The organism is Streptomyces sp. NPDC090499, from assembly GCF_044769305.1.
GTDB lineage: Bacteria > Actinomycetota > Actinomycetes > Streptomycetales > Streptomycetaceae > Streptomyces.
On sequence record NZ_JBIVXP010000002.1, the window covers coordinates 537,963 to 559,976 of the forward strand.

Annotated in this window: 20 protein-coding genes; 8 read left to right on the top strand and 12 right to left on the bottom strand. The window is 71.1% G+C overall.

Annotated elements, in window-relative coordinates; all coding sequences use genetic code 11:
- Window positions 1-101: 101 nt before the first annotated feature.
- From ACIQVL_RS10830 to ACIQVL_RS10855, 6 genes are all read right to left on the bottom strand, one after another.
- On the bottom strand, window positions 102-1,340 hold the full coding sequence (locus ACIQVL_RS10830; RefSeq protein WP_403430193.1) for an alginate lyase family protein: 1,239 nt from the start codon (window positions 1,338-1,340) through the stop codon (window positions 102-104).
- 29 nt (window positions 1,341-1,369) lie between these two features.
- Window positions 1,370-4,618 carry an alginate lyase family protein gene (locus ACIQVL_RS10835; RefSeq protein WP_403475224.1) on the bottom strand — a complete coding sequence of 1,083 codons (3,249 nt, stop codon included), beginning with the start codon at window positions 4,616-4,618 and terminating at the stop codon, window positions 1,370-1,372.
- A gap of 149 nt (window positions 4,619-4,767) precedes the next feature.
- On the bottom strand, window positions 4,768-6,300 hold the full coding sequence (locus ACIQVL_RS10840; RefSeq protein WP_403475098.1) for a glycosyl hydrolase family 28 protein: 1,533 nt from the start codon (window positions 6,298-6,300) through the stop codon (window positions 4,768-4,770).
- 34 nt (window positions 6,301-6,334) lie between these two features.
- Window positions 6,335-7,198 (bottom strand): carbohydrate ABC transporter permease, encoded by an 864-nt coding sequence (locus tag ACIQVL_RS10845; protein ID WP_403475099.1) that lies wholly within the window; start codon window positions 7,196-7,198, stop codon window positions 6,335-6,337.
- Window positions 7,195-8,193, bottom strand: coding sequence for a carbohydrate ABC transporter permease (locus ACIQVL_RS10850; protein ID WP_403475100.1), 999 nt, complete (start codon window positions 8,191-8,193; stop codon window positions 7,195-7,197). Before ACIQVL_RS10850 ends, ACIQVL_RS10845 begins: the two co-directional genes overlap by 4 nt.
- Window positions 8,190-9,539, bottom strand: coding sequence for an extracellular solute-binding protein (locus ACIQVL_RS10855; protein WP_403475101.1), 1,350 nt, complete (start codon window positions 9,537-9,539; stop codon window positions 8,190-8,192). The genes ACIQVL_RS10850 and ACIQVL_RS10855 overlap by 4 nt, the downstream gene beginning before the upstream one ends.
- A 331-nt stretch (window positions 9,540-9,870) precedes the next feature.
- On the opposite strand from ACIQVL_RS10855, the gene ACIQVL_RS10860 reads away from it, so the two are divergent.
- The 6 genes from ACIQVL_RS10860 to ACIQVL_RS10885 all read left to right on the top strand — a co-directional run bounded on the left by ACIQVL_RS10860 (window position 9,871) and on the right by ACIQVL_RS10885 (window position 16,122).
- Window positions 9,871-11,199, top strand: coding sequence for an ABC transporter substrate-binding protein (locus ACIQVL_RS10860; protein ID WP_403430202.1), 1,329 nt, complete (start codon window positions 9,871-9,873; stop codon window positions 11,197-11,199).
- A gap of 12 nt (window positions 11,200-11,211) precedes the next feature.
- Window positions 11,212-12,096, top strand: a complete 885-nt coding sequence (locus ACIQVL_RS10865; protein ID WP_403430204.1) for a carbohydrate ABC transporter permease — start codon at window positions 11,212-11,214, stop codon at window positions 12,094-12,096.
- On the top strand, window positions 12,096-13,001 hold the full coding sequence (locus ACIQVL_RS10870; RefSeq protein WP_403430206.1) for a carbohydrate ABC transporter permease: 906 nt from the start codon (window positions 12,096-12,098) through the stop codon (window positions 12,999-13,001). The genes ACIQVL_RS10865 and ACIQVL_RS10870 overlap by 1 nt, the downstream gene beginning before the upstream one ends.
- Window positions 12,998-14,611, top strand: coding sequence for a family 43 glycosylhydrolase (locus ACIQVL_RS10875; RefSeq protein ID WP_403475102.1), 1,614 nt, complete (start codon window positions 12,998-13,000; stop codon window positions 14,609-14,611). The genes ACIQVL_RS10870 and ACIQVL_RS10875 overlap by 4 nt, the downstream gene beginning before the upstream one ends.
- Before the next feature lie 209 nt (window positions 14,612-14,820).
- The gene (locus tag ACIQVL_RS10880; RefSeq protein WP_403475103.1) at window positions 14,821-15,885 is read left to right on the top strand and encodes a LacI family DNA-binding transcriptional regulator; all 1,065 of its coding nucleotides are present in this window, start codon (window positions 14,821-14,823) and stop codon (window positions 15,883-15,885) included.
- Window positions 15,886-15,915: 30 nt separating this feature from the next.
- Window positions 15,916-16,122 (top strand): hypothetical protein, encoded by a 207-nt coding sequence (locus ACIQVL_RS10885; protein ID WP_403430212.1) that lies wholly within the window; start codon window positions 15,916-15,918, stop codon window positions 16,120-16,122.
- Between the two features lie 124 nt (window positions 16,123-16,246).
- Here the strand turns inward: ACIQVL_RS10885 and ACIQVL_RS10890 are convergent, their stop codons facing one another.
- The 4 genes from ACIQVL_RS10890 to ACIQVL_RS10905 all read right to left on the bottom strand — a co-directional run bounded on the left by ACIQVL_RS10890 (window position 16,247) and on the right by ACIQVL_RS10905 (window position 18,758).
- Window positions 16,247-16,504: a hypothetical protein gene (locus ACIQVL_RS10890; RefSeq protein ID WP_403475104.1), complete on the bottom strand. Its 258-nt coding sequence runs from the start codon at window positions 16,502-16,504 to the stop codon at window positions 16,247-16,249.
- The gene (locus ACIQVL_RS10895; RefSeq protein ID WP_403430216.1) at window positions 16,501-17,367 is read right to left on the bottom strand and encodes an oxaloacetate decarboxylase; all 867 of its coding nucleotides are present in this window, start codon (window positions 17,365-17,367) and stop codon (window positions 16,501-16,503) included. Before ACIQVL_RS10895 ends, ACIQVL_RS10890 begins: the two co-directional genes overlap by 4 nt.
- A gap of 160 nt (window positions 17,368-17,527) precedes the next feature.
- The gene (locus ACIQVL_RS10900; protein ID WP_403430218.1) at window positions 17,528-18,178 is read right to left on the bottom strand and encodes a ThuA domain-containing protein; all 651 of its coding nucleotides are present in this window, start codon (window positions 18,176-18,178) and stop codon (window positions 17,528-17,530) included.
- A 31-nt stretch (window positions 18,179-18,209) separates the two neighbouring features.
- Window positions 18,210-18,758, bottom strand: coding sequence for a membrane lipoprotein (locus ACIQVL_RS10905; protein WP_403430220.1), 549 nt, complete (start codon window positions 18,756-18,758; stop codon window positions 18,210-18,212).
- A gap of 100 nt (window positions 18,759-18,858) precedes the next feature.
- Here ACIQVL_RS10905 and ACIQVL_RS10910 point away from each other — a divergent pair, with 100 nt between their 5' ends.
- Window positions 18,859-19,491, top strand: coding sequence for a VOC family protein (locus tag ACIQVL_RS10910; RefSeq protein ID WP_403475105.1), 633 nt, complete (start codon window positions 18,859-18,861; stop codon window positions 19,489-19,491).
- A 55-nt stretch (window positions 19,492-19,546) separates the two neighbouring features.
- Window positions 19,547-19,945 carry a VOC family protein gene (locus tag ACIQVL_RS10915; RefSeq protein WP_403475106.1) on the top strand — a complete coding sequence of 133 codons (399 nt, stop codon included), beginning with the start codon at window positions 19,547-19,549 and terminating at the stop codon, window positions 19,943-19,945.
- On the opposite strand, the gene ACIQVL_RS10920 is transcribed toward ACIQVL_RS10915, so the two are convergent.
- Both ACIQVL_RS10920 and ACIQVL_RS10925 read right to left on the bottom strand, forming a co-directional pair.
- Entirely contained in the window at window positions 19,931-20,605 is a 675-nt protein-coding gene (locus tag ACIQVL_RS10920) for a helix-turn-helix domain-containing protein (RefSeq protein ID WP_403430226.1), read from the bottom strand. The two genes, ACIQVL_RS10915 and ACIQVL_RS10920, sit on opposite strands and share 15 nt — an antisense overlap.
- Before the next feature lie 141 nt (window positions 20,606-20,746).
- Complete coding sequence (locus ACIQVL_RS10925) at window positions 20,747-21,895, bottom strand: YihY/virulence factor BrkB family protein (protein WP_403430228.1); 1,149 nt, start codon at window positions 21,893-21,895, stop codon at window positions 20,747-20,749.
- Window positions 21,896-22,014 lie beyond the last annotated feature (119 nt).

Here is a 22,014-nt window from a genome sequence, read left to right on the forward strand (position 1 = left end):
CAGCTCCTCCCGCCGCGGGCACCGGAAACGCCGGTAGGAAAAGAGCACCACAGCGTCTTCCAGTATTCCGGCACCCACGGCGGCCCGGGGGATGCGCGCGGCTACTTGGCGTACATCAGAGTGCCGAAGCCGAGTTGGTCGTAGCCGCCGCTGTCGGAGCCGTAGTCACCTCCCCCGCCCTCGGGGGCGACCAGGTCGTAGTACATGGCGGAGATGTACTTGTCGTCGAGGTACAGGCGCCGGTTGTAGTGGAAGTGGAGCATGGCCCAGACCGGGCGGACCTGGCCCCGGGAGCTGTCGGAGACGACGGTCTGGGACGACTGGGCGCAGCTCTGGCCGGTACCCCAGGTGTAGGTGGTGAACGGGACGTCGTCGCCGATGTTGTACTTGGCGACGTACTGGGCGGCCTTCATGAACCGCTTGTCGTCGTAGGAGTAGAGGTCCTCGCCCTGGTTCCAGGCCATTTCGCAGATCGCGCCCATCTGGCCCATGCCCATGACGGTGTGGCCCTGGTCGCGCCCGGACTCCTGCCACTGGCCGAGGGCGTAGCCGTCGGAGTCGGTGTACAGGTAGGGCACGGCGTGCTCGATCGAGCCGTTGCCGGCGCCGGACCTGAAGTAGGTGACGGCCTGGTCGTACTTGGCGCTGTCCTCGTTGAGGATGCCGATGGCCAGCACCGAGGCCATGTTGCACAGGTCCCAGTTGGCCCAGTAGTTGGTGATGCAGGCGTCGTTGTGGTTGGTCAGGAAGCTGTTGTTGAGCGGGTAGAAGACGTTCGCCAGCATCTCCTGGGCGGCGGCCAGGTCGAAGCCGTCGTGGTCGCGCATCAGCTCGCAGGCGTTGGCGAACTGCCAGCCGTAGAGGCCGGCCGCGAGGAACCGGTCGGCGTTCCCGGTGACCGTGGTCAGCGTCGTCGACCAGGCGTTGAGGATGTTCACGGCGCACTCGGCGTTGGCCTCGGTGCCGCCGACCTTCCAGCGCAGGGCGTTCTGGTAGGCGGCGGCGATGTCGCCGTAGAGGAGGCTGTAGTTCTGTCCGTCGCCACCGCGGATGACGGTGGCGGTCGCCCGGTTGGTCCAGGTCGACTGGGAGTGGGAGTTGGCGGTCAGCCTGTTCCAGCCGGACAGCCAGGGGTCGGTTCCCGCCGCGACCCTGACCTTGGCCCGATTGATGTCACCGGCGTTGTGCAGCATGCCCGGGTGGGTGAAGGCCGACGGGGCCGCGTCGGCCGCCCGGGGGGCGGCGGCCGAGGCGGCGACGGCGAGGACGGCGGCCGACTTCAGGACGTCACGGCGGCTCAGCCCGCCTGATGGGGTTGGTTGTCGATCGCGGCGGCTCATCGCGATGGTTCTCCTTCGGTGGGGGGAGTTCAGGTGAGTGCGACACTCACCTCTTCGAACTGCGCGGTGCCGAGGGTCTGCGGGGTGCGGGAGCACACCACGAGGCCCACGTAGTAGGGGGCGTCGCCGAAGGCGGGGATCTCCCCGTCGGCCACGGGGGTCCAGGTGACGCCGTCATCGGTGGACAGGGCTGCGCCGAAGGCGGTCCCGGTGCGCCTCAGCCGCAGCAGGACGGGGAGGGCGACGGCCGCTCCGCCGGTGAAGGCGGAGGCACCGGCCACGGTCCTGCGCAGCATGAGCTGTGCGGTGGTGCCGCCGGTCACGACCACTGCGGCGGCCTGGTCGAACGGCGACAGCGACTTCGCCATCAGCAGGCCCACCCGGTCGGCGCCCGCTCCGGTGCGGGAGACGAGCCGGGCGACGATCTCGCAGTCGCCGGTGACGGGCCGCCGTACGAACTGGCCGGTCATTCCCTGGCCGTTGGCGTTCAGGTCGACGCCCGCGCCCCGCACGGTGAAGGTGCCGTCGGCGTACGACGCGCTGCCCGGCGTGGTGATCGCGACCACGCCCAGCGTCCCGAAGTCGCGGTCGTCGAGCACCGTGTCGCCGAGGTCCCCGTACGTCCACGGCTCGGGCGGCGCGGTGCCGACCGTGAGCGCGAGGGTGCCGGTGGTGGTCCCGGAGGCGTTGGCCGCGGTGGTGCTGACCGTGAACTCGCCCGTCTCGCGCGGGGTTCCGGAGACCAGACCGGTGCGCCGGTCGATCCCCAGCCCGGCGGGCAGCCCGTCCGCCGTGAACAGCACGGGCTCGTGCGAGGCCCGCAGCAGGTGCCGGAAGCCGACCCCCTGGTTGGCGAACGCGGTGGGCGCGGAGACGAGCCGGGGCTGTGCCGGGGTCGGCATGACCGCCTGTACCGGCATCGAACGCGGGCCGCGTCCTGCGGTGTTGGTCTTCACGACCGTGTAGTGGTACGTCGTGCCCGGGGTTCCGGTCGCGTCGGCGTACCGGACGCGGGTGCCGAAGCCGACCGGGCCGACGCCGGTGGCGAGGGTCCGGTACGGTCCGTCGGCGCGGGTCGCGCGCAGCACCGTGCAGCGGGCGGACGGGTCCGGGTCGCTCCAGGCCAGCTCGACGGCGTCGGCACCGCTGCCGGGCCGCAGGCCGGTCACGGTGCGGGCGGGGCGCGGCACCTGCCACACCGTGCCGGACGGTGAGGTCACGCTGACGTTGTCGAAGGCGCCGGTGCCGGTCTCCGCGTAGTCCTCGTCGACACCGAGGCAGGAGGTGAGCACGAGGCCGGCGTACCCGGTCCGACCCAACTCGACGTCGGTGGCGCCGACCTGCGTCCAGCGGACGCCGTCCGGGGAGATGGCGCCCGTGCACCGCGCTCCCTTCCGGGTGACCCGCACCCAGTAGGGTGCCCGCAGCCGGTAGCCGTCGCCGGCGCCCTCGACGTAGGGCGCCTCCAGGGGCGTCGCCGATTCGGGCAGCGCGCCCAGGCCGGAGAGCGGGAAGGCCGCGTTGACCGTGATCGCCTGCTGCTGCGAGGGCGGCACGGGCGTGCTGCCGGTCGCCCGGACCGCGGCGCCGCGCGTCGGCCGTACCGTCCACACTCCGCTCCAGGTGTGCAGCGGCAGCCCCTGGATCAGCATGGAGGCGTGCGCGGCGGTCGCGTCCAGCGAGGCGCGGACGGTGACGCCGATCTTGGAGTACTGGGAGCTGAGCGGCCACACGATCCGTGCGGTGACCGTGCCGTCGCCGCGCAGCGGCAGGTGGACCAGGCGGTAGGTGTCGTCGGTGCCGCTCGCGTCCAGGACGAAGCGCTCGCCGTCGAAGGCGGCGGAGCCGGGGATCCGCACCGCCCCGACGTCCTGGGTCGCCCAGGGCGCGGGGAGTCCGGCGCAGGCCGCCGCCCACGCGGAACCACCGCTCGCGCCGCGGGAGCCGACGGCGGACACCGTGTAGTAGTACGTCCGGCCGGCATGCACTCCGCGGTCCGTGTACGCCGGTTCCCCGACCCCGGACGCGATCTCCTCGTACCGGCCGTCCGCGGCGCTCGCCCGCAGCACCGTGTAGGAGTCGGCCCAGGCCGACGGCAGCCAGGTCACCGTGACCGACCGGTCCTCCCCCACCGCCGTGACACCGGCCGGCGGCGTCGGCACGCCCGGCGCGGGCGCGGTCGCACCGGCGTAGGCGAACGTGCCCCAGCCCGGCAGGTCGTCGTTGCCTCCCTCGACGACGCGGGCGCCGCCGGTACCGCGGAAGACGGCGTTCCTCGTGAACGGGGTGTCGAGCCCGCGCACACCCGCGTAGTGGGCGTACGCCATCTCGTAGACCGGCGGCAGGGTGCCGCGCGAGGTGGCGGAGACGGCGAGCTTGACGTACTTGCCGGTGCGGTCGAGGTCGGGGACGAAGGGGACGTCGCCGCCGAGGTTGTAGCGGGCGGCGTACTCGACGTTGGCGAGGATGCGGTTGCCGTCGAAGCCCCACAGGTCGACGCCCTGGTTCCAGGCGACCTGCGCGGCGTCGGCGAGCAGGCCGACCGCGAGCTGTTCGTGGCCCTGGTCCCGGCCGCTCTCCTGGCCCTGGCCCGCGTCGGTGACGATGCGGTGCAGGACGCTGCCGTTGCCCGCACCGGCCGCGGCGAAGCGCAGGGCGTCGTCGAAGAGCGCGGGCTCGTCGCAGAACACGCCGATGGCCAGCAGGGACTGAAGGGACGTCAGGTCCCAGTTGCCGTTGGCGTAGAGCGTGTAGCAGGACAGGGCCGGATACCAGACGCGCAGGAAGGACTCCTCGCAGCCCGCGATGCCGGCGTCGCTCCAGCCCCCGTAGCCGGTGTGGCGCAGGAGTTCGGCCGCGTTGACGAACTTGAAGGCCTGGAGTCCGGCGCCCAGCGGGCCGTCGGCTCCGGTGACGGCGGTGAGGGACGCGGACCAGGCGTCGAGGATGTCCCGGGCCTTGTCGGCGTGGGCGCGGTCGCCGGTCACGGCCCACAGCAGGGCGTTCTGGTAGGCGGCGGCCGAGTCGGCGACCGCCTGGTTCTGGTAGTTGGCGGGGCCGCGGCCCCAGGTGGTGATCTGGCCGGTGTTCTGCACGGTGTAGGCCGCCGAGGAACGGGGGTTGGCCGCGAGCGCCAGGTAGCCGTCGTGGACCGGGGACTGCTGGGCGGCGACCGCGGCGGTCATCCGGGCGAGGTCGTCGGCGGAGTGCAGCAGGCCGGGGTGGGCGAAGGCCGACGCGCCCTGCTGCCGTTCCTGGGCCGCCGCCCGGCCGGACACGAGCAGCCCGCTCGCGCCCGCCGCCGGCAACAGGGCCGCAGTGCCGCCGAGGAAGCCGCGGCGGCTGAGCGGACGTGTGGTCGACGGCGGCTCTGCAGCCGGCCCGCGGTCCCTCCCGGCGCCTCCTGCGGAGCTGGGTGCGGGGATGGTCATGACGCGGCGGCCGCCTCGGCCTCGGCGGTGGTGATGAACCTCAGGTCGGTGACGTGCTCGTTGGCGAACCACTGGATCTCGTCCGTGGTGTAGTACCAGCTCGGCTTCTTCATGGAGTCGGCGACGACCACCCCGTTGATCACCAGGTTCTCGAAGGTGACGTTGGTGATGGCGTGGTCGGCGTCGTAGCCGAGGAAGAGCGACGGGTTGGCGTGGGTGCCCGTGTAGCTGAGGTTCTTGACGTAGACGCCGTCGATGCCGCGGCCGACCGAGGTGTTGTACTTCGTGTTGTACATGACCTTCATGTAGATGACCTGGCCCCAGCGGAAGTCCTCGATCCGTACGTCCTCGATGCGGACGTTCCTGAGGAGGTTGGAGTCGCCGGGGTTGAGGGCGATGCAGCCCTGGTAGTTCATCTGGGGTTCGCGGTGGTCGAGGACGTCGATGTTGCGGATGACCAGGTTCTCGATCGTCTCCGGGGCGTCCGTGTTGCCGTGGGTGCCGATGTTGACCGGGTGGGCGACGTCGGCCCACAGGGAGCAGTTCTGCACGGTGACGTTCCTGGTGTCGCCGTAGTAGTCCCAGCGGTGGGCGTAGATGGCGATGCAGTCGTCGGAGTTGCGCAGGAAACAGCCGTCGATGACGACGTCGCTGGAGGAGAAGACGTCGATGCCGTCGCCGTTGCCGCGCGAGCTGAAGCCGCGGACCTTCCTGATGTGGACGTTCTTCGCCTCGCCGAGGGTGGTGATGTAGCCGCCCGGGTTCATGATGATGACGTCCTCGACCCGGATGTTCCTGCTGCCCTCGCAGAGCACTCCGCCGCCCGGACCGGCCCAGATCATGCCGTGGCCCTTGAGGGCGGCCTTCTCGACGTCCTTGAAGTAGACCGTGGCCTTGAGGACGGCGCCGCCGGCGAGGTAGACGGTCTTGCCGCTGGGGACGGTGAGGACGCCGCCGGTGACGGTCTGCACGCCGGGGCCGAAGTAGATGACGTCGGGGTCGTCGGCGGCCGGCGGGCGGTGCTCGATCGCGTTGGTGAGCAGGTGCAGGCAGTCGAAGATCTCGTCGTTGATCTGGACGACCAGGTCCTTCGGCTCGTCGAGGGTGAACCGCAGGGTGTCGCCGAGGAGTTCGGGCGTGATGCCGTAGGAGTCCGGTCTCACCCGGGCCCTGGTGGTGCCGCCCCTGAGGTAGGTCACCTCGACCTCGACGGAGCACCGGAAGTCGAAGTACACCAGGGAGGAGTTGTAGACCTTGCCGGAACCGGTGGCCGGGTTGATCTCCTCGAACTGGGGCCGGTAGACGTCCAGGGTCTGCCAGTCGCCGTCGGGCGCGGTCCGCACCCGGACCTGGAAGCTGGTGTTGGCCGGTACGGCGGGCGGGCGGGGGTAGGTGATGAGCTTCGGGCGGGACCCGGCGTCCTCGGCCGCGTGGGCGGCGGTGGCGGTCAGGCCGCCCGAGAGGCCGGCGGTGAGGGCGGTGGCGCCCGCTGCTTGCAGGGCGGCGCGGCGGGAGAAGGGCGCGGTCATGGGTGACTCCTTGCAACGGGTGTGCGGGGGCGGGCTACTTGAGGCCGGACGTCGACAGGCCGGCGACGAAGCCGCGCTGGGCGACCAGGAAGACCAGCAGGATGGGAACGACGTACATCACGGAGGCGGCGGCCTGGAGGTTGGTGATGGGGGTGCCGGCCGAGGAGACGTAGGTGGTCATCACGGCGACGGCGAGGGTGGAGCGGTCGGTGGACAGCAGGAGTTGCGGCGCGATGTAGTCGCCCCAGGTCCAGGTGAAGGCGATGACGAAGCTCGCGGAGAGCACCGGCCAGGACTGCGGCAGGAAGATCCGCCAGAAGATGCCCGCGTAGCCGCAGCCGTCGACGATGGCCGCCTCCTCCAGTTCGCGCGGCAGTCCCGCGAAGAACTGCCGGAAGAGGAAGACCAGGTAGGGGGCGGACGACAGGCCCCACAGCACCCAGGGCCAGTAGGTGTCGACCATGCCGAGCTTCGCGAAGATCAGGTAGGTCGGCAGCAGGGTGATCATCTGGGGCAGCATCATCGAGCCGATGAGGATGCCGAACAGGGTCTTCTTCCCGGGTGCGGTGAGCCGGGCGAAGCCGAAGCCGACCCACGCGGAGCTGAGGGTGACGAGGGTCGCGTAGATCGTCGCGATGATCAGGGAGTTGCGGGCGTAGCCGAGGAAGTCGATGAGCCGGTAGGCGTCGGCGAAGTTGTGCCACTGGACGTGGGTGGGCAGCCAGTGCACGGGGGCGGCGGCCAGTTCGGCGGGGGCCTTCAGACCGGTCAGGACCAGCCAGCCGAACGGGCCGAGGAACAGGCCGGTGACGACGACGAGGACCGTGTAGAGGACGAGGCGTTCGACGCGTATCCGCACGCGGGCCGGGGACTTGGGGTGCGCGCTGGTGACGGTCACTTCTTCGCCTCCGGGTCGACGTTGTAGAACACCACGCCGGACGTGAACCTGAAGATGAGTCCGGTCGCGACGAGGATCAGGACGAAGAGCACCCACAGCAGTGCGGAGGCGTATCCGTAGCGGCCGAGCGCGAAGTACTCGGAGAACACGTGGATCATGTACGTGTAGTCGGACTGCGGGATCGTGGTCAGGCCGCCCGTGGTGGCGACCGGGGCGAGCAGCATCGGCATGACGGTCTGCACCGAGGCGATCACCCCGGTCACGGTCTGGAAGAGCAGTACCGGTGACAGCAGCGGCACGGTGATGCTGCGGAAGGTCCGCCAGGCGCTCGCCCCGTCGATGCGGGCCGCCTCGTGCAGCTCGCGGGGCACGTCCTGGAGCCCCGCCAACGAGATGATCATGACGTTGCCGGCGGCCCAGAGGACCGTCATGACGAGGACGTAGCGGGCGTAGGGGTCGGCCAGCCAGCCGATCGCGTCGAAGCCGAAGAAGGTCAGGACGCCGTTGGCGGCACCGGAGTTCTGGTCGAAGAGGTTCTTGAAGGCGATGCCCGCGCCGACCGGCGGCACCACGGCCGGCAGGTAGAGCAGGGTGCGGAAGAGTCCGCGTCCCCTGATCGGCCGGTTGACCAGGACGGCGAGCGCGAGCCCGGCGGCGATCGACAGCGGCACCGAGAGCAGCGCGAACAGGCCCGCCCGGCCCAGGGCGTCCCAGGTCGTCGCATCGCCCGCCAGCTCGCGGTAGTTGCCGAGGCCGACGTAGTGCCAGTTCGGTGAGATGCCGTCGTACGTGGTGAAGCTCAGCCACAGCGCGTAGGCCATCGGGGTGACGGTCAGCAGTGCGAACCCGGTGATCCACGGAGAGGTGAACATGTAGAAGGCGCGGTGTCTGCGGACCGTCATCGAGGGCCCGGTGCGGACGGCGGGCCCGGTCCTGCGGGCACCCGCGGTCGGCCGGGGCCGGTCCGCGACCGACGACATGTGGTCGACCGTCATCCCACCTGCTCCTTACCGCGTTCGAGCTGCTGGTTGACGGCCGAGTTCAGGTGCCCGGCGAGGCTGTCCACGGACATCCCGCCCTTCATCGCGGGCGTGGCCGTCTGGTTGAAGAGCGCCTCGAAGGCGTCTCCCGAGATGTAGGGCGACAGGGAGACCACCGAGAAGTGCCTGAGCTCGTTCTCCTGCGCGCGCAGGGTCCGTTTCTGGTACTCCTCCTTGGCCGGCATGAGCGGCCGCAGGGACTTCAGGGTGGGGATGCCCCAGCCGCTGGACGCCCGCGCCCTGGCCGGGGCCTCGCCGAAGAACCACTCGAAGACCCGCCAGGCGGCGTCCTTGTTCCTCGCCTTCCGCGGCATCCACAGGCCGGTGCCGCCCTGGCAGGCGCTGATGCGCGGGCCGCCCGCGAAGACGGGGGCGGGAGCGAGCCGGGAGACCTGGGCCAGTTTCCTGTCGGTGCCGATCATGCCGCCCAGCCAGTAGCCGGAGTTCGACATGGCCAGCCGTCCGGCCTGGTAGGTCGGGCCGTCCCAGCCGTTGGGGTCGGGCAGCACCGGGCTGGGCCCGACCTTGAGCCTGCAGTAGTCGATGTACCAGGCCAGCGCCCTGCGGGCCTCGGGGGTGGTGAAGTCGACCCGGGAGAAGTCGTCGCTGAAGAGGCTGCCGCCGGCGGAGGCGGTCATGGTCGCCATGAGGGTGAGCTTGACCAGGCCGTTGTAGCTGCCGCCGAAGACGGTGGTCTGCCCTCGGGACCGCTGGGCGAGCCGCCGGGCGTCGTCCAGCCACGCGTCGAAGGTGACGGGCTCGGTCTCGGAGGGGTAGGTGACGCCCTTCTTGTCGAAGGCCGCGGTGTCGAACCAGAACATGGAGTCCTGGGAGAAGTCCTTCGCCATGCCGTATCGCGGGCCCCTGCCCTGCACCCTGCCGTCGTAGCGCCACAGGTCGTTGACCGGGTCCAGGTCGTCGGGCCTGAGGACGCTGCTGCCGGCGAAGTAGCCGTCCAGCTCCTGCATCACGTCCCGGGCCGCGAAGTACGCCGCGTCCACGGCGCCGACACCGCGCACCAGGTCCGGCGGGTTGCCGCTGGTGAGCATCGCGATCAGCTTGGTGATGTCGTAGTCCACCCGCCTGATCGAGATGCCGGTCTCCTTCCTGGCCTGCTCGACCAGGTCGGGGCTGAGGTCGTCGGCCTTGACCATCATGGTGACGGTCTCGCCCGAGCCGCCGACCCCGGTGGACACCTGGAGCGCGCAGCCGCCGAGCGACGCGGCACCGGCCGCGGCACCCGCCGCCGACAGGGCGAGAAAACCGCGCCGGCTGACCGGGGCACGGGCGTGCGTCTGCATGAACTACCCACTCTCTGACGGGAGGTGACCGAATGTCGGCTCGGTTGGCAACCGGTTGCTATGGGCGGTGAAGGGAGCTTCAACCCGTGGGAGAGCATCGTCAATAGGCGTGACGAACTTTCGAAAACCCTTCGGAGGAAACCGGTTGTCCTTGTGTACCGGTTGCTGCTCACGGGCCGTTCGACCGACCGCACATCGAAAGATTCCGACTCATACCCCTTGCTGGGAGCGGCAGCACCGTCCTACTGTCCCGTGGAAACCGGTTTCTAAGGCACTGCCGAGCCGCCGCCCTCCTCCCCGAGAGCGCCAACCTCCGAAGGAACACGGTCTGATGAACTCCACCAGGTTGGTCCGCGCCGCGATCGCGGGCCTCGCGCTGACAGGTCTGCTCTCCGCCTGCGGCGGGTCGGGCTCCGGCTCCGGCGGCTCCGACGCGGCCTCCGGCCCGGTCACGCTGCCCTTCTGGGGCTGGGCGAACGGCCAGGAGGCCGTCGTCAAGGCGTTCAACGCCGCACACAAGGACGTCCGGCTGAAGTACACGAAGGTCACCGACCAGCTGACCATGCAGAAGCAGCTCACCAACGCGGTGAAGGCGGGCAACGCGCCCTGCCTGGTGCAGAACACCGCCGAGTACGTGACCAGTTGGGTCGCCCAGGGCGCCCTCGCCGACATCACGCAGTACGTCGGCACGGCCAAGGACAAGTTCAACTCCGGCTCCTGGTCGGCCGCACAGGTGCAGGGCAGGCTCTACGGCGTCCCCACCAGCTCGGCGCCGAACTTCACCATCTACCGCACGGACGTCTTCCAGAAGTACGGCCTCAAGGCCCCCACCACCTGGGACGAGTTCATCGCGGCCGGCAAGGTCCTGAAGAAGCACGGCGTCAAGATCACCAACTACGCCGGTGAGGACCCCAGCACCCTCGAAGTTCTCGCCATGCAGGCCGGCGCCCACTGGTACGCCATCGACGGCGACTCCTGGAAGGTGGACTTCCAGGACGCGGGCACCCTCAAGGCCGCCGGCGTGATCCAGCAGATCATCGACAACGACCTCGACTCCACACTGTCGTTCGCCGACTACGCGGCCGTGCAGCGCAACTACGACAACGGCGGTACCGCGACCCGGCAGATCTCCACCTGGCAGATGGCGGGCATGGTGCAGAACTTCACCAAGTCCTTCGGCAGCTGGGCCCTCGCCCCCTGGCCCACCTTCACCGGCGAGGCGGCGAAGACACCGGCCGGCACCAACCTCACCGGCAGCGTCACCCTCGTCACCAAGCAGTGCGCGCACCAGCAGCAGGCCGCCGAGGCCGCGTTGTGGATGTCGACCGACTCCGGCGCGGTGAAGACGATGGCCAGCCCGACCACCGGCAACGGCGTGATGCCCGCGCTCGCCGACAGCAGCGCCTACGTCGACGAGGCGATCTCGCAGAAGCTCCTCGGCCCGAACTACGACCCGGCGAAGAAGGTCGTCACCGACAGCCTGGACACGGTCACCACCGACTGGACCTTCGGCCCCGACTGGACGGCCATGTTCACGGAGCTGCAGAGCGGCTGGGCGAAGGTGGTCAGCAAGCAGCAGAAGGTCACCGACCTCCTCGCCCACATGCAGCAGTGGACGGTCGATGACCTCAAGTCCCGCGGCATCAGCGTCAAGGGCTGAGGCGGCGCACGGATGGTCCGCTCCCAGCGCTGGAAGGGCGCCGCCTTCACGGTGCCCTTCCAGCTAGGCTTCGTCTTCCTCTACCTGATCCCGATCGGGTACGCCGTCCACGAGTCGCTGTACCGCGCGCACTCCTCCGGCCTCGGCCTCGGCGGCGCCACCGACGAGTTCGCGGGCCTGGCCAACTACCGCCAGGGCCTGACGGATCCGGCGTTCCTCGGCTCCGTCCTGCGCGTGCTCCTGTTCGCCTGCGTCCAGATTCCCGTGATGCTGCTGATCAGCCTGCTCCTCGCGCTCTTCCTGGACACGCTGACGTCCCGGGCGGCAGGCCGTTTCCGCATCCTGCTGCTGGTCCCGTACATGATCCCGGGCGTGGTCGCCGCGATCGTCTGGATCAACCTCTACAGCCCGGACGTCGGCCCCCTCACCCCCCTGGGCAGGGCGCTGGGCCTCGACTGGAACTTCTTCGCGCCGTCCATGGTGTGGCCGTCCATCGGCAACCTGCTCACCTGGCACGGCATCGGCTACAACATGGTGATCATCTACGCGGCGCTGCAGGGCGTCCCGCGCGAACTCTTCGAGGCGGCCCGGCTGGACGGCGCCTCGGAGTCCCGCATCGCCCTGAGCATCAAAGTCCCCTACGTCCGGGGCGCGCTGGTCCTCACCGGCATGCTGTCGGTCATCCAGATGCTGCAGATCTTCAACGAGCCCGCCCTGTTCCGCAATGTGACACCGCAGACGGTGAGCGACAGCTTCACCCCGATCATGGTCATCTACAACCAGGCGTTCAACGCGGGCAACTACCACTACGCGGCCGCCCTTTCGGTCCTGCTGGCCCTGATCCTCGGCGTCGCCTCCTTCCTCTTCTACCGGCTGACCGCGAAGGAGGCCGACTGATGGCACTCACCGAGGAGCGCACCAGGACCCACCCCGTCCGCCGCATCAACAAGCCCGATCCGGCGGCCCGTTCCCGGGGCGGCCAGCGCTTCCTCCTCGTCGGCCTGACCCTCGCGAGCGCGTACAGCCTCTTCCCGGTCTGGTGGCTGATCGTCGCCGCGACGAAGGACCGCACCGCCCTCTACCAGAGCAACGGCCTCTGGTTCTCCGGCTGGCACCTCTGGACCAACCTGCACCAGCTGTTCACCTACGAGAACGGCATCTTCCTGCGCTGGACCGCCAACTCCTTCCTCTACGCCGGAGTCGGTTCCCTCGGCGGCACCCTGATCGCCCTCGCCACCGGCTACGGCCTCGCCCGCTTCCGGTTCCCGGGCCGCGACCTGGTCTTCGCCTGCGTCGTCGGCTCCTTCCTGGTCCCGATCGCCCTTCTGACACTGCCGCTGTATCTGCTCTTCTCGAAGATCGGCCTGGTGGACACCCCCTGGGCGATGCTGATCCCCTGCCTGGTCAACCCGTTCAGCGTCTACCTGGCGAAGGTCTACACCGAGGCCACGGTCCCCTACGAGCTCCTCGAAGCGGCCCGCATCGACGGCGCCGGCGAATTGCGCATCTTCTTCTCGATCGTCCTGCGCATGATGACGACCGGCGGCGCCACGGTCTTCCTCCTGGCCTTCGTCAACACCTGGAACGCCTTCTTCCTCCCCCTCACCGTGCTCCGCGGCGAGGAGAACTGGACCCTCAACCTGGGCCTGTACAACTGGTCCGGCAAACGCCTGGAATCGGGTGTCGACCTGACCGGCCTGGTCCTCACCGGCGCACTTCTCTCCATCGTCCCGATGGCGGTCATGATGATCGCGATGCGCCGCTACTGGCGGACGGGCGTCACCCTGGGAGCCCTCAAGTGAATCGGCTGCACAACCCGGTGCTCCGCGGCTTCGCCCCCGACCCCTCCCTGGTCCGCGCCGGTGACTGGTACTACCTCGCCAACAGCTCCTTCGAGTGGTTCCCGACGATCCCGATCCACCGCTCCCGCGACCTGGCCCACTGGGAGTACGCGGGCCACGTCGAGGGCGCGGCCCCGGGCGGCTCGCTGGCCGGCGTCCCCGACTCGGGCGGCATCTGGGCCCCTTCGCTGAGCTGGGACGGGAAGCGCTTCTGGGTGGCGTACTCCGTCGTCCGCTCGGTCGGCACCCCCTACTTCGACCTGGACACGTACGTCAGTACGGCCCCGGCCGTGTCCGGTCCCTGGAGCCCACCGCGCCGCATCCCGAGCCACGGCTTCGACCCCGCGCTCTTCCACGAGGACGGCCGCGTCTGGCTCCTCAACCTCCAGAACGACCACCGCCCGGGGGGCCGGCGGTTCGCGGGCATCGTCGCCACGGAACTCGAGCGGGAGACGCTCGCCCCCGTGGGCGCCACGCACCTCCTCCTCCAGTGGGACCGGTTGGTCGAGGGCCCCAAGCTGCTGAAGCGGGACGGCTGGTACGTCCTGGTCCTGGCGGAGGGCGGGACGGGTTTCGAGCACGGGGTACGGGTGGCCCGCAGCCGTGGCCTCACCGGCCCGTACGAGCTGGACGAACGCCCCCTGCTGACGGCCAGGGACGATCCCGAGTGGCCGTTGCAGAAGGCGGGACACGCCGAGTTGGTGGAGACACCGGAGGGCGAGTGGTTCCTCAGCCACCTGACGGCACGCCCGCTGCAGACACCGCAGGGCCCGCGGTGTCCCCTCGGCCGCGAGACGGCGATCCAGGCGGTGACGTGGGACGCGGAGGGGTGGCCGAGACTCCGCCACGGAGCCACCCGACCGGCGGTGACGGTCAGGGTACCCACCAGGCAGCGCCCTGCTTCCAGGGGCGCGGGGAACTGCGCGACCAGCCCCCACCCGCCCGCCACCGGCGCCCGACCTTGGTACACCCTCCGCTCCCCCGCAGCGCCGACCTGGCTGGACACCACCACCCACCCCGGCCGCATCCGCCTCCGCGGCCACCACGGCCCCGACTCCCTCTGGTCCCACCACCTCCTGGCCCACCCCATCACCGAACACCACACAGAGGCCCGGGTAACGCTCCAGGCAACCCCCACCACGTTCACCCAGTCCGCAGGTCTCCTCCTCTGGTACAACACCTCGGCCTATTTCGCCCTCGACCTCACCTGGGCGGAGCCCGAAAGCGAGACACAGCACGGCCAGCAGTGGCAGGACGGCGGCCGAACCGTCCTCGCCCTGACCACCCGGGACGAGAACGAATCCCGCCGGGCAGCCGTACAGGAAGTCGACGCGGCCGGGCCCCTCACCCTCGGCGTCACAGTCGACGGCGCCGACGCCCGCTTCTGGTACGCGGCCGACGGCACCCCCCGTCCGATCGGCCCGCCCCTCGACTTCACCCGCCTCTCCGACGACCACGGCACCCGCCTCCGCTTCACCGGGGCGATGGCCGCGATCCACGCCGTCGACCTCGTCGACGCGTCCTTCACCGCCGACTTCACGGACTTCCGAGTCACCTGCACGCCCGCATAAGCACACAAACCCCGACCCGCCCCGTTCGAAGTTTCGAAAGTCCCGTCGCCGAAGATCCCGCGAATCCCCAGGTCTTCACGCCGTGTTGGCGCCCACCTATCGTAGGAAGCGCTTACTGCACGGCGTGCACGCAGACCGCGGAAGCAGCGTTGGTCGCAACTTTCGTTACTTTCGTTGGCCCAAGGGCGGGCCGGAGAGGCGGGTTCCCCATGGTCCGTGCCGGAGGTACGAGCATGGCGGCGGCCGGTCCGACGCTGGCGGTGGTGGCCCGCGAGGCGGGCGTCTCGGTGCCGACCGCGTCGAAGGTGGTGAACGGCCGCGACGACGTGGCCCCCGAGACCCGCCGCCGGGTCACCGAGGCCCTCGAACGGCTCGGCTACGTCCGCAGACCGCGGTTCGACGCGACCAAGGCCCCCACCCTGATCGACCTGGTCGTGCAGGCGCTGGACAGCTCGTGGTCGGGCGCGGTGCTGCACGGGGTGGAGGAGGCGGCCTACGAGGCGGGCCTGGAGGTCATCGTGTCGGCGGGGCCGGCCCGGACGCGGGCCGGCCGTCCGGAGCGCGGCTGGCTGGACAAGCTCACGGCGCGCGGTTCCTCCGGGGTGCTGTTCAACCTGGCCGAGCTCTCCGAGGCGCAGTACGCCTGGCTGGAGCACCACCGGATCCCGTACGTGCTGATCGACCCGGTCCACGAGCCTCCGGCGGGCGTGGTCTCCGTCGGGGCGGCGAACTGGCAGGGCGGGGTCACCGCGACCGAGCACCTGCTCGCGCTCGGCCATGAGCGGATCGCGGTGATCGCCGGCAACCGGCGCCGGATGTGCAGCGGCGCCCGGGTGTCCGGCTACCGGGCGGCGCTCGCCTCGGCGGGACTGCGCCCCCGCGGCGAGTACGTCCGGCACGCGGGCTTCGACGAGGACACCGCCCGGCAGCGGATGCGTGAACTGCTGGACCTGCCGGAGCCGCCGACCGCCGTGTTCGCCTGCTCGGACCGGATGGCGCTCGGGGTGTACGCGGCACTGGCCGAGCGCGGGCTGCGGGTACCGGACGACGTCAGCGTGGTCGGCTTCGACGACCTGCCCGAGGCCCGCTGGGGCGCCCCGGCGCTGACCACGGTCCGCCAGCCGCTCGCGGAGATGGCGGCGACGGCGCTGCGGCTGCTCGTGCGGATGATGCACGGCGACCGCCCCGAGGGCACCCGGACCGAGCTGTCGACCAGGCTGGTGGAGCGGGCGAGTACGGCGGCACCGGCGGCCCGTTCGGCCGTACGCCGGTGACCGCACCGTGATCAAGATCGTTTCCAGGGCATGAAACTCACCCTGCGTACCGCTGCGGCCTGTGCGCTGGCCGCTGCCGCCGTGACCACGGCCCTGGGCACCGCCCGGGCCACGACCCTGACGGTAGCCCCGGCTCAGCACCACGCCACGGTGGCCGCCACCCCGACCGACGAGCACGACCCGAAGGAGGACGTGGAGCTGGACGAGAACGGCCGGCCGGACCTGAACGAGGACTGAGGCGCCCCGAAGGGGCGCTGGGGGCCCCCGGCCGAAGGCCGGGGGAGGAACTGCGCGACCAGCCACAACGGTCGCGCAGTTCCCCACCGGCCCGGACGGCCCGTCCGGCCCGCCCGGCGCTCGCTCAGTCGTCGTCGTCCTGCTGCGACTCACCCATCAACGCCTGGATCGCGTCCACGGCGCTGCCGTCGTGGTCGCTGCCGGCGTCGCCCCTCCCGGTCTGGACGTTCGCCGTGCGGTCCACCTCCAGGATGGAGTCCGCGTTGGAGTTGTCGAGCACGGTGACCAGGCTGCCGCCCGCACAGGCAGGTGCCACGGCCCCTCCCAGCAGGGCTGCGGCGACCACCGCGGCCGCCCGCAGCCGCACCCCCGGGTTCGTCACACGCCCACACCCTCGGGCTCGTCGAGCCGTTCGCGGGCGATGTTGCGCTCCAGCAGGGTGGTGGACGCCTTGACGCCCACGCCACTGGCCGCGTCGACCGAGGGCAGCCGGCCGTCCGCGGACTTCAGCTCGCTCAGCGCCGTGTCCATCGCCTCGTGCGCGGCGAACAGGCAGGGCGTGGAGTAGATCGCGACGTCGACGCCGAGTTCGTCCAGCTCGGTGAGCGAGAGACGGGGCGACTTGCCGCCGGCGATCTGGTTGAAGAGCAGCGGCTTGTCGCCGACGACCTTGCGGATCCGGCGGATCCACTCCTCGCTGCGCACCCCGTCGACGAGGATCACGTCGGCGTCGGTGGCGGCGAGCCGCTCGGCGCGGTGCAGGATGTCGTGCTCGTCGGTGGCGTCCGTACGGGCCACGACGACCAGGTCGTTTCGGGTCTCCAGGACCTTCTCCAGCTTGTCCAGGTACTCCTCCAGGGGCAGCACCTGCTTGCCGTCGGCGTGCCCGCAGCGGCGCGGCCGCTTCTGGTCCTCCAGGATCACCCCGGAGGCGCCGATCCGCTCCAGTCCCTCCACGACGTGGCAGGCGACCTCGGGGTCGACGTAGCCGTCGTCGATGTCGACGAGGAGGTGGTGGTGCGGGAACGCGCCCCGCAGCCGCTGGACGAAGGCCACCATGTCGGGCCAGGCGATGAACCCGATGTCCGGCAGGCCGTAGTACGAGGCGGCGAAGCCGAAGCCCGATACGAACATCCCGTCGTAGTGTTTGGCCGCGATCGACGCCGAGTACATGTCGTACACGCCGATCAGCGGGGTGGTCCCCGGCCCGGCGATCTGCTCGCGCAGCTTCTTCCCGTAAGTCAAGGTCCGGCTCCTCCTGTGGGTGGGTGGCGCGGCGGCACGACCGGCCTCCGCGTCTCTGCAGCCCTTTGCCAAGACAAGAGCATCTCTAGATACGCACGTGACTATCTCCGTGCGCGACCTTTACTCACCCCAATGGCGGATCCGGTTCACCGGAGAAACGTCACTGGACCAGCCGTGCGGCCCAGGCGACACCCCCGTACAGGTGGGCCAGGAAGCCGGAATCCCGGTAGGCCTCGGGTGCGTGACCGAGGGCGGTGTAGAACACCCGTCCGGCCCCCTGCTCGCGGCACCAGGCGAGCGGATGGTCGTCCCCCGTCCCGCCGCCGTCGTACGACGTCTCGTCGGCGCGCAGCAGGACCCGGACCCGGCCGCGCGGGTTGTCGCGGAAGTCGTACCACTCGTCGGTGAAGTCCCAGACGGCGGGCAGGTGCCGGGTCGCGGGGTGGTCGCGGTCCTCGACGAGCGCCCGGCCGGGCTGGTACTCCGGATGGCGGTCGAAACGGGCGCCGAGGAGTTCGCCGTAGTACGGCCAGTCGTACTCGGTGCAGGCCGCCGCGTGCACGCCCGCGAAGCCGCCGCCGGCCTCGACGTGGGCGGCGAGCCGCGCCCGCCCCGCGGGGGTCAGGATCTCGCCGCTGGTGGAGAGGAAGACCACGGCCGCGTACCCGTCCAGGGGCTGTTCGAGGGCGGCCGGGTCCTCGGTGGCGTCGACGTCGGCACCGCTGAACTCCCGCAGGGCGGCGAGGGCGTCGGGGATGGAGTCGTGGCGGTAGCCGGTGGTGCGGGTGTGGACGAGCAGCCGGGGGGTCATGCCCGCATGATCGCCCACGGCGGGCACCGGCTCAAAGGCCCGGCGTCGGCACGCTGTTGTCGGGCGCCCCGCCGTCGCTCGGCAGGTCGCCGCGCTGCACCGGCTGGTCGTCGGTGAAGGCCGGGTCGGGGGTGGGCAGCAGGGTGTCGAGTTCGGCGGCGGTGGGGCGGTGGACGGCGTGCAGCGCCTTGCCCAGCACCGCGTCGGAGACCCCGCCCTCGCCCTCCAGCCACACCACACAGTCCTTCTCCGACACCTCGTACTTGTGCTGCCCGGCGTAGCGCAGGTGGTCGGTGTACAGGTGGATGACGGCGCCGGTCTCGTCCGCGTACGAGGCGGAGAAGCCGTCGTCGCCCTGGATGCCGACGGACTGCTGGGCAAGGGTGAAACCCGGCGCGTCGGTGACGTAGACCATGTCCGGGGCCATCCCCAACGCCGCTGCCTTGGACGCCAGTTCGGAGGGGTCGGCGGGGGCACCGGAGTCCCCGGAGGCGCCGGGTCCCGCCTTCTCGGTGCCGCACCCGGTGAGCAGGGCGGCGGCGAGGAGCAGGGGCGGCAGGACGCGCACGGCACGGATCATGCGCCCATCGTGCCGCACAGGCGTTCCACAGCGGACCGGATTTTTTTCCTCGCTTCCGGAGCCACCGGTACCGCACCGGCAACGGGTAGCCTCGGCCGGGATGGACACCATTCCCCCGCTCCTGGACCACCTGGTGCTGGCGACGCCCGATCTCGCCGCGACCGTCGCCGACTTCGCCCGGCGGACCGGGGTGGCGCCCGCCCCGGGCGGGGCCCATCCGGACTTCGGGACCCGCAACCACCTGGTGTCCCTGGGCGGTGCGAGCTACCTGGAGATCATCGGCCCGGACCCGGACCGGTCGCCGCTGCCCGGCGGCACCGTCTTCGGCGTCGACGGCCTCACCACCGCCCGCACGGTCACCTGGGCGATCAGCCCGCCCGACCTGGACGCGGCGGTCGCGGCGGCCCGCGACCGGGGTTACGACCCCGGCACCCCGTACCCGATGAGCCGCCGCCGCCCCGACAGCACGTTGCTGCAGTGGCGGCTGACCGGCGGCGACAGCGCACACCCCTCCGGTCTGGTGCCCTTCCTCATCGACTGGGGCGACTCGCCCCATCCGGCCGCCTCCGGGCTGCCGGTCACCCCGTTGCTTGCGGTGTCGGCGACCGCCCCCGACCCCGCCGAAATCCGCCCGCTGCTGGCGGCCCTGGGCACGGACCTGCTCCTCTCCGAGGGCCCGGTGTCGCTCTCCTTCACCGTCGACACCCCGCACGGCCCGGTGACCTTCCGCTGAACCGCGAGTCCGATTCCTTCAAGACCGGCGGCCGGCCGCCGCCTACCGTGACGGCATGACTCCACGATTCGCCGTGATCGGTCTCGTCACCTCCGACCTGGCCGCCGCCCTCGCCTTCTACCGCCGCCTCGGTCTGCAGTTCCCGCCCGGCGCCGAGGAACAGCCGCACGTCGAGGCCGAGTTGCCCGGCGGGCTCACCCTGGCCCTGGACACCGAGGCGACGGTCCGCTCCTTCCACCCGGCCTGGCGCCCGCCTGCCCACGGCGGCCGGACGGCGCTCGCCTTCCACTGCGGCTCACCCGCCGGGGTCGACGCGGTCTACGACGACCTGGTCGGCGCCGGGTACCACGGCGAGCTCAAGCCCTGGGACGCGTTCTGGGGCCAGCGGTACGCCACCGTGCACGACCCCGACGGCAACGGCGTCGACCTGTTCGCCCCGCTACCCGCCGAGTAGCCCGCGCAACGGCAGCCCCGCCAGCTCCCTGACCTCCCGGGAGAGATGCGGCTGATCCGCGTACCCCGCCCGGACCGCCGTCTCGGCGAGCGGAACCCCGGCCCGCGCGAGCGCGAGCGCCCGCTGCATCCGCAGCACCCGGGCCAGTGTCTTGGGCCCGTAGCCGAAGGCGTCCCGACTGCGCCGATGCAACTGCCGTGCGCCGAGGCCGAGTTCGTCGGCGACGGCGGCCACGGGCCGCCCGGCGTCCAGCGCCTCGACGACCCGTCGCAGCAGGGGATCGGCCGGGGCGGCCCGCTCCAGGGCGATCTCCTCCAGCACGGCGGCCGGATCACCCGCACCCGCGAGCCGGTCCCGCAGCCGCCGTACCTCCCCGGCGGACCACAGGTCACCCAGCTCGACCCGCTGATCGAGCAGCGCGTACGCGGGCACGCCGAGGAGGGCGGGCGCGGTACCGGGATAGAAACGCAGGCCGACCCACACACCCGAGGCGCCTGCCGTGACATGGGCGCGCGTGTCGGGCCCGGCGACCAGAAGCCGCCCTTCGTGCCAGAGCAGGTCCATACAGCCGTCGGGCAGCACCCGCCCGGTGCCGCCCTCGCCGGGCGTGTTCACCCAGACGACCGCACCGGGGAGCCGAGACGCCCGTTCCCCGTACACAGAGGCCAGCGTAGACGCGCCCTTTCAGGGGCGCTGGGGGTACCCCAGGCCGAAGGCCGGGGGAGGAACTGCGCGAGCGACCACGGCGGACCCGCACCCCGCTCCCCACGCGGACCCCCGCGACGAACCCTGCGCCGGCCCTCAGGCCTCCGGCTTGCGATGCGGCGGGTGGCTGCTCTTCACATGCGTCCGCAACCGCGCCGTGACGTCCTCCGGCGGCAGGAACCGGGACCACCGTTCCGGGAACTCCGACGGCATGTCCGGGTCGTCCGGGTCGTCCGGCCCCGCCTCCCGGGCCGCCGCGGCCGCGCGGGCCACGTACTCGGCGACCTGGACCTCGCGCAGCCGCTCGTTGGCGGCGCGCGCCGCCGCCGTCGCGGCGGCCGGCCAGACCCGGTCGATCGCGGCGTTCACGGCGGCCCCGACCAGCACGGCGAAGGCCGACACACCGATCCACAGCAGCACGGCGACGGACGCGGCGAGGGAGCCGTAGATCGTCGCGCCCTCGATGGTGTTGGTCAGGTAGATACGCAGCAGGAAGCTGCCGAGGACCCACATGGCCAGGGCGACCAGGGCGCCGGGCACGTCCTCGATCCACGGGGAGCGCACCGGCACGGAGACGTGGTAGAGCGTGGTCAGGAAGACGATGGAAAGGACGATCACCACCGGCCAGTACAGGACCTGCACGAGCGTCTCCGACCAGGGCACGATCCCGACCACCGCGTCCGGCCCGGCCACCATCAGCGGGAGCGCCACCGAGCCGATCAGCAGCGCGGCGATGAAGAGCAGGAAGGAGACGATCCGGGTCTTCACGATGCCCCGGACGCCGTCGAGGCCGTACATCACGGTGATCGTGTCGATGAAGACGTTCACCGCGCGGGACCCCGACCACAGGGCGAACAGGAAGCCGATGGAGATGACGTCGGGGCGGCCGCCCTTCATCACGTCGTGCAGGATCGGCTCGGCGATCTCCTTGACGCCCTTGTCGGACAGGACCGTGCGGGAGGCCTCCAGCAGGTTGCTCTCCAGGCTGGCGATGGTGTCGGCGCCGGTCCAGGCGTCGACATAGCCGAGCAGTCCGATGAGGCTTAGCAGCAGCGGCGGGACGGACAGCAGGGTGAAGAAGGCGGCCTCTGCGGCGAGGCCGAGGATGCGGTACTCCATGCAGGAATTGACGGTGTCCTTGAGCAGCAGCCAGGCCGTCCTGCGCTTGGAGACGTTCCGGTAGAGGGCCCTGGCCCGGTGGAGCCGGCCGGAGGGCCGCTCGGGGGTATCGCTTGCTGGCTGCACGCCCTAACGGTATCCGCCGTCCGGGGCCCTGCTCACCTCACGGGGTTCCGGCCGGGGCGGGCGCGGTGACCGGGGCCGTTGTGTCAGGCTGGATGCCACCGCCGCCTTCCCGGGTAGGT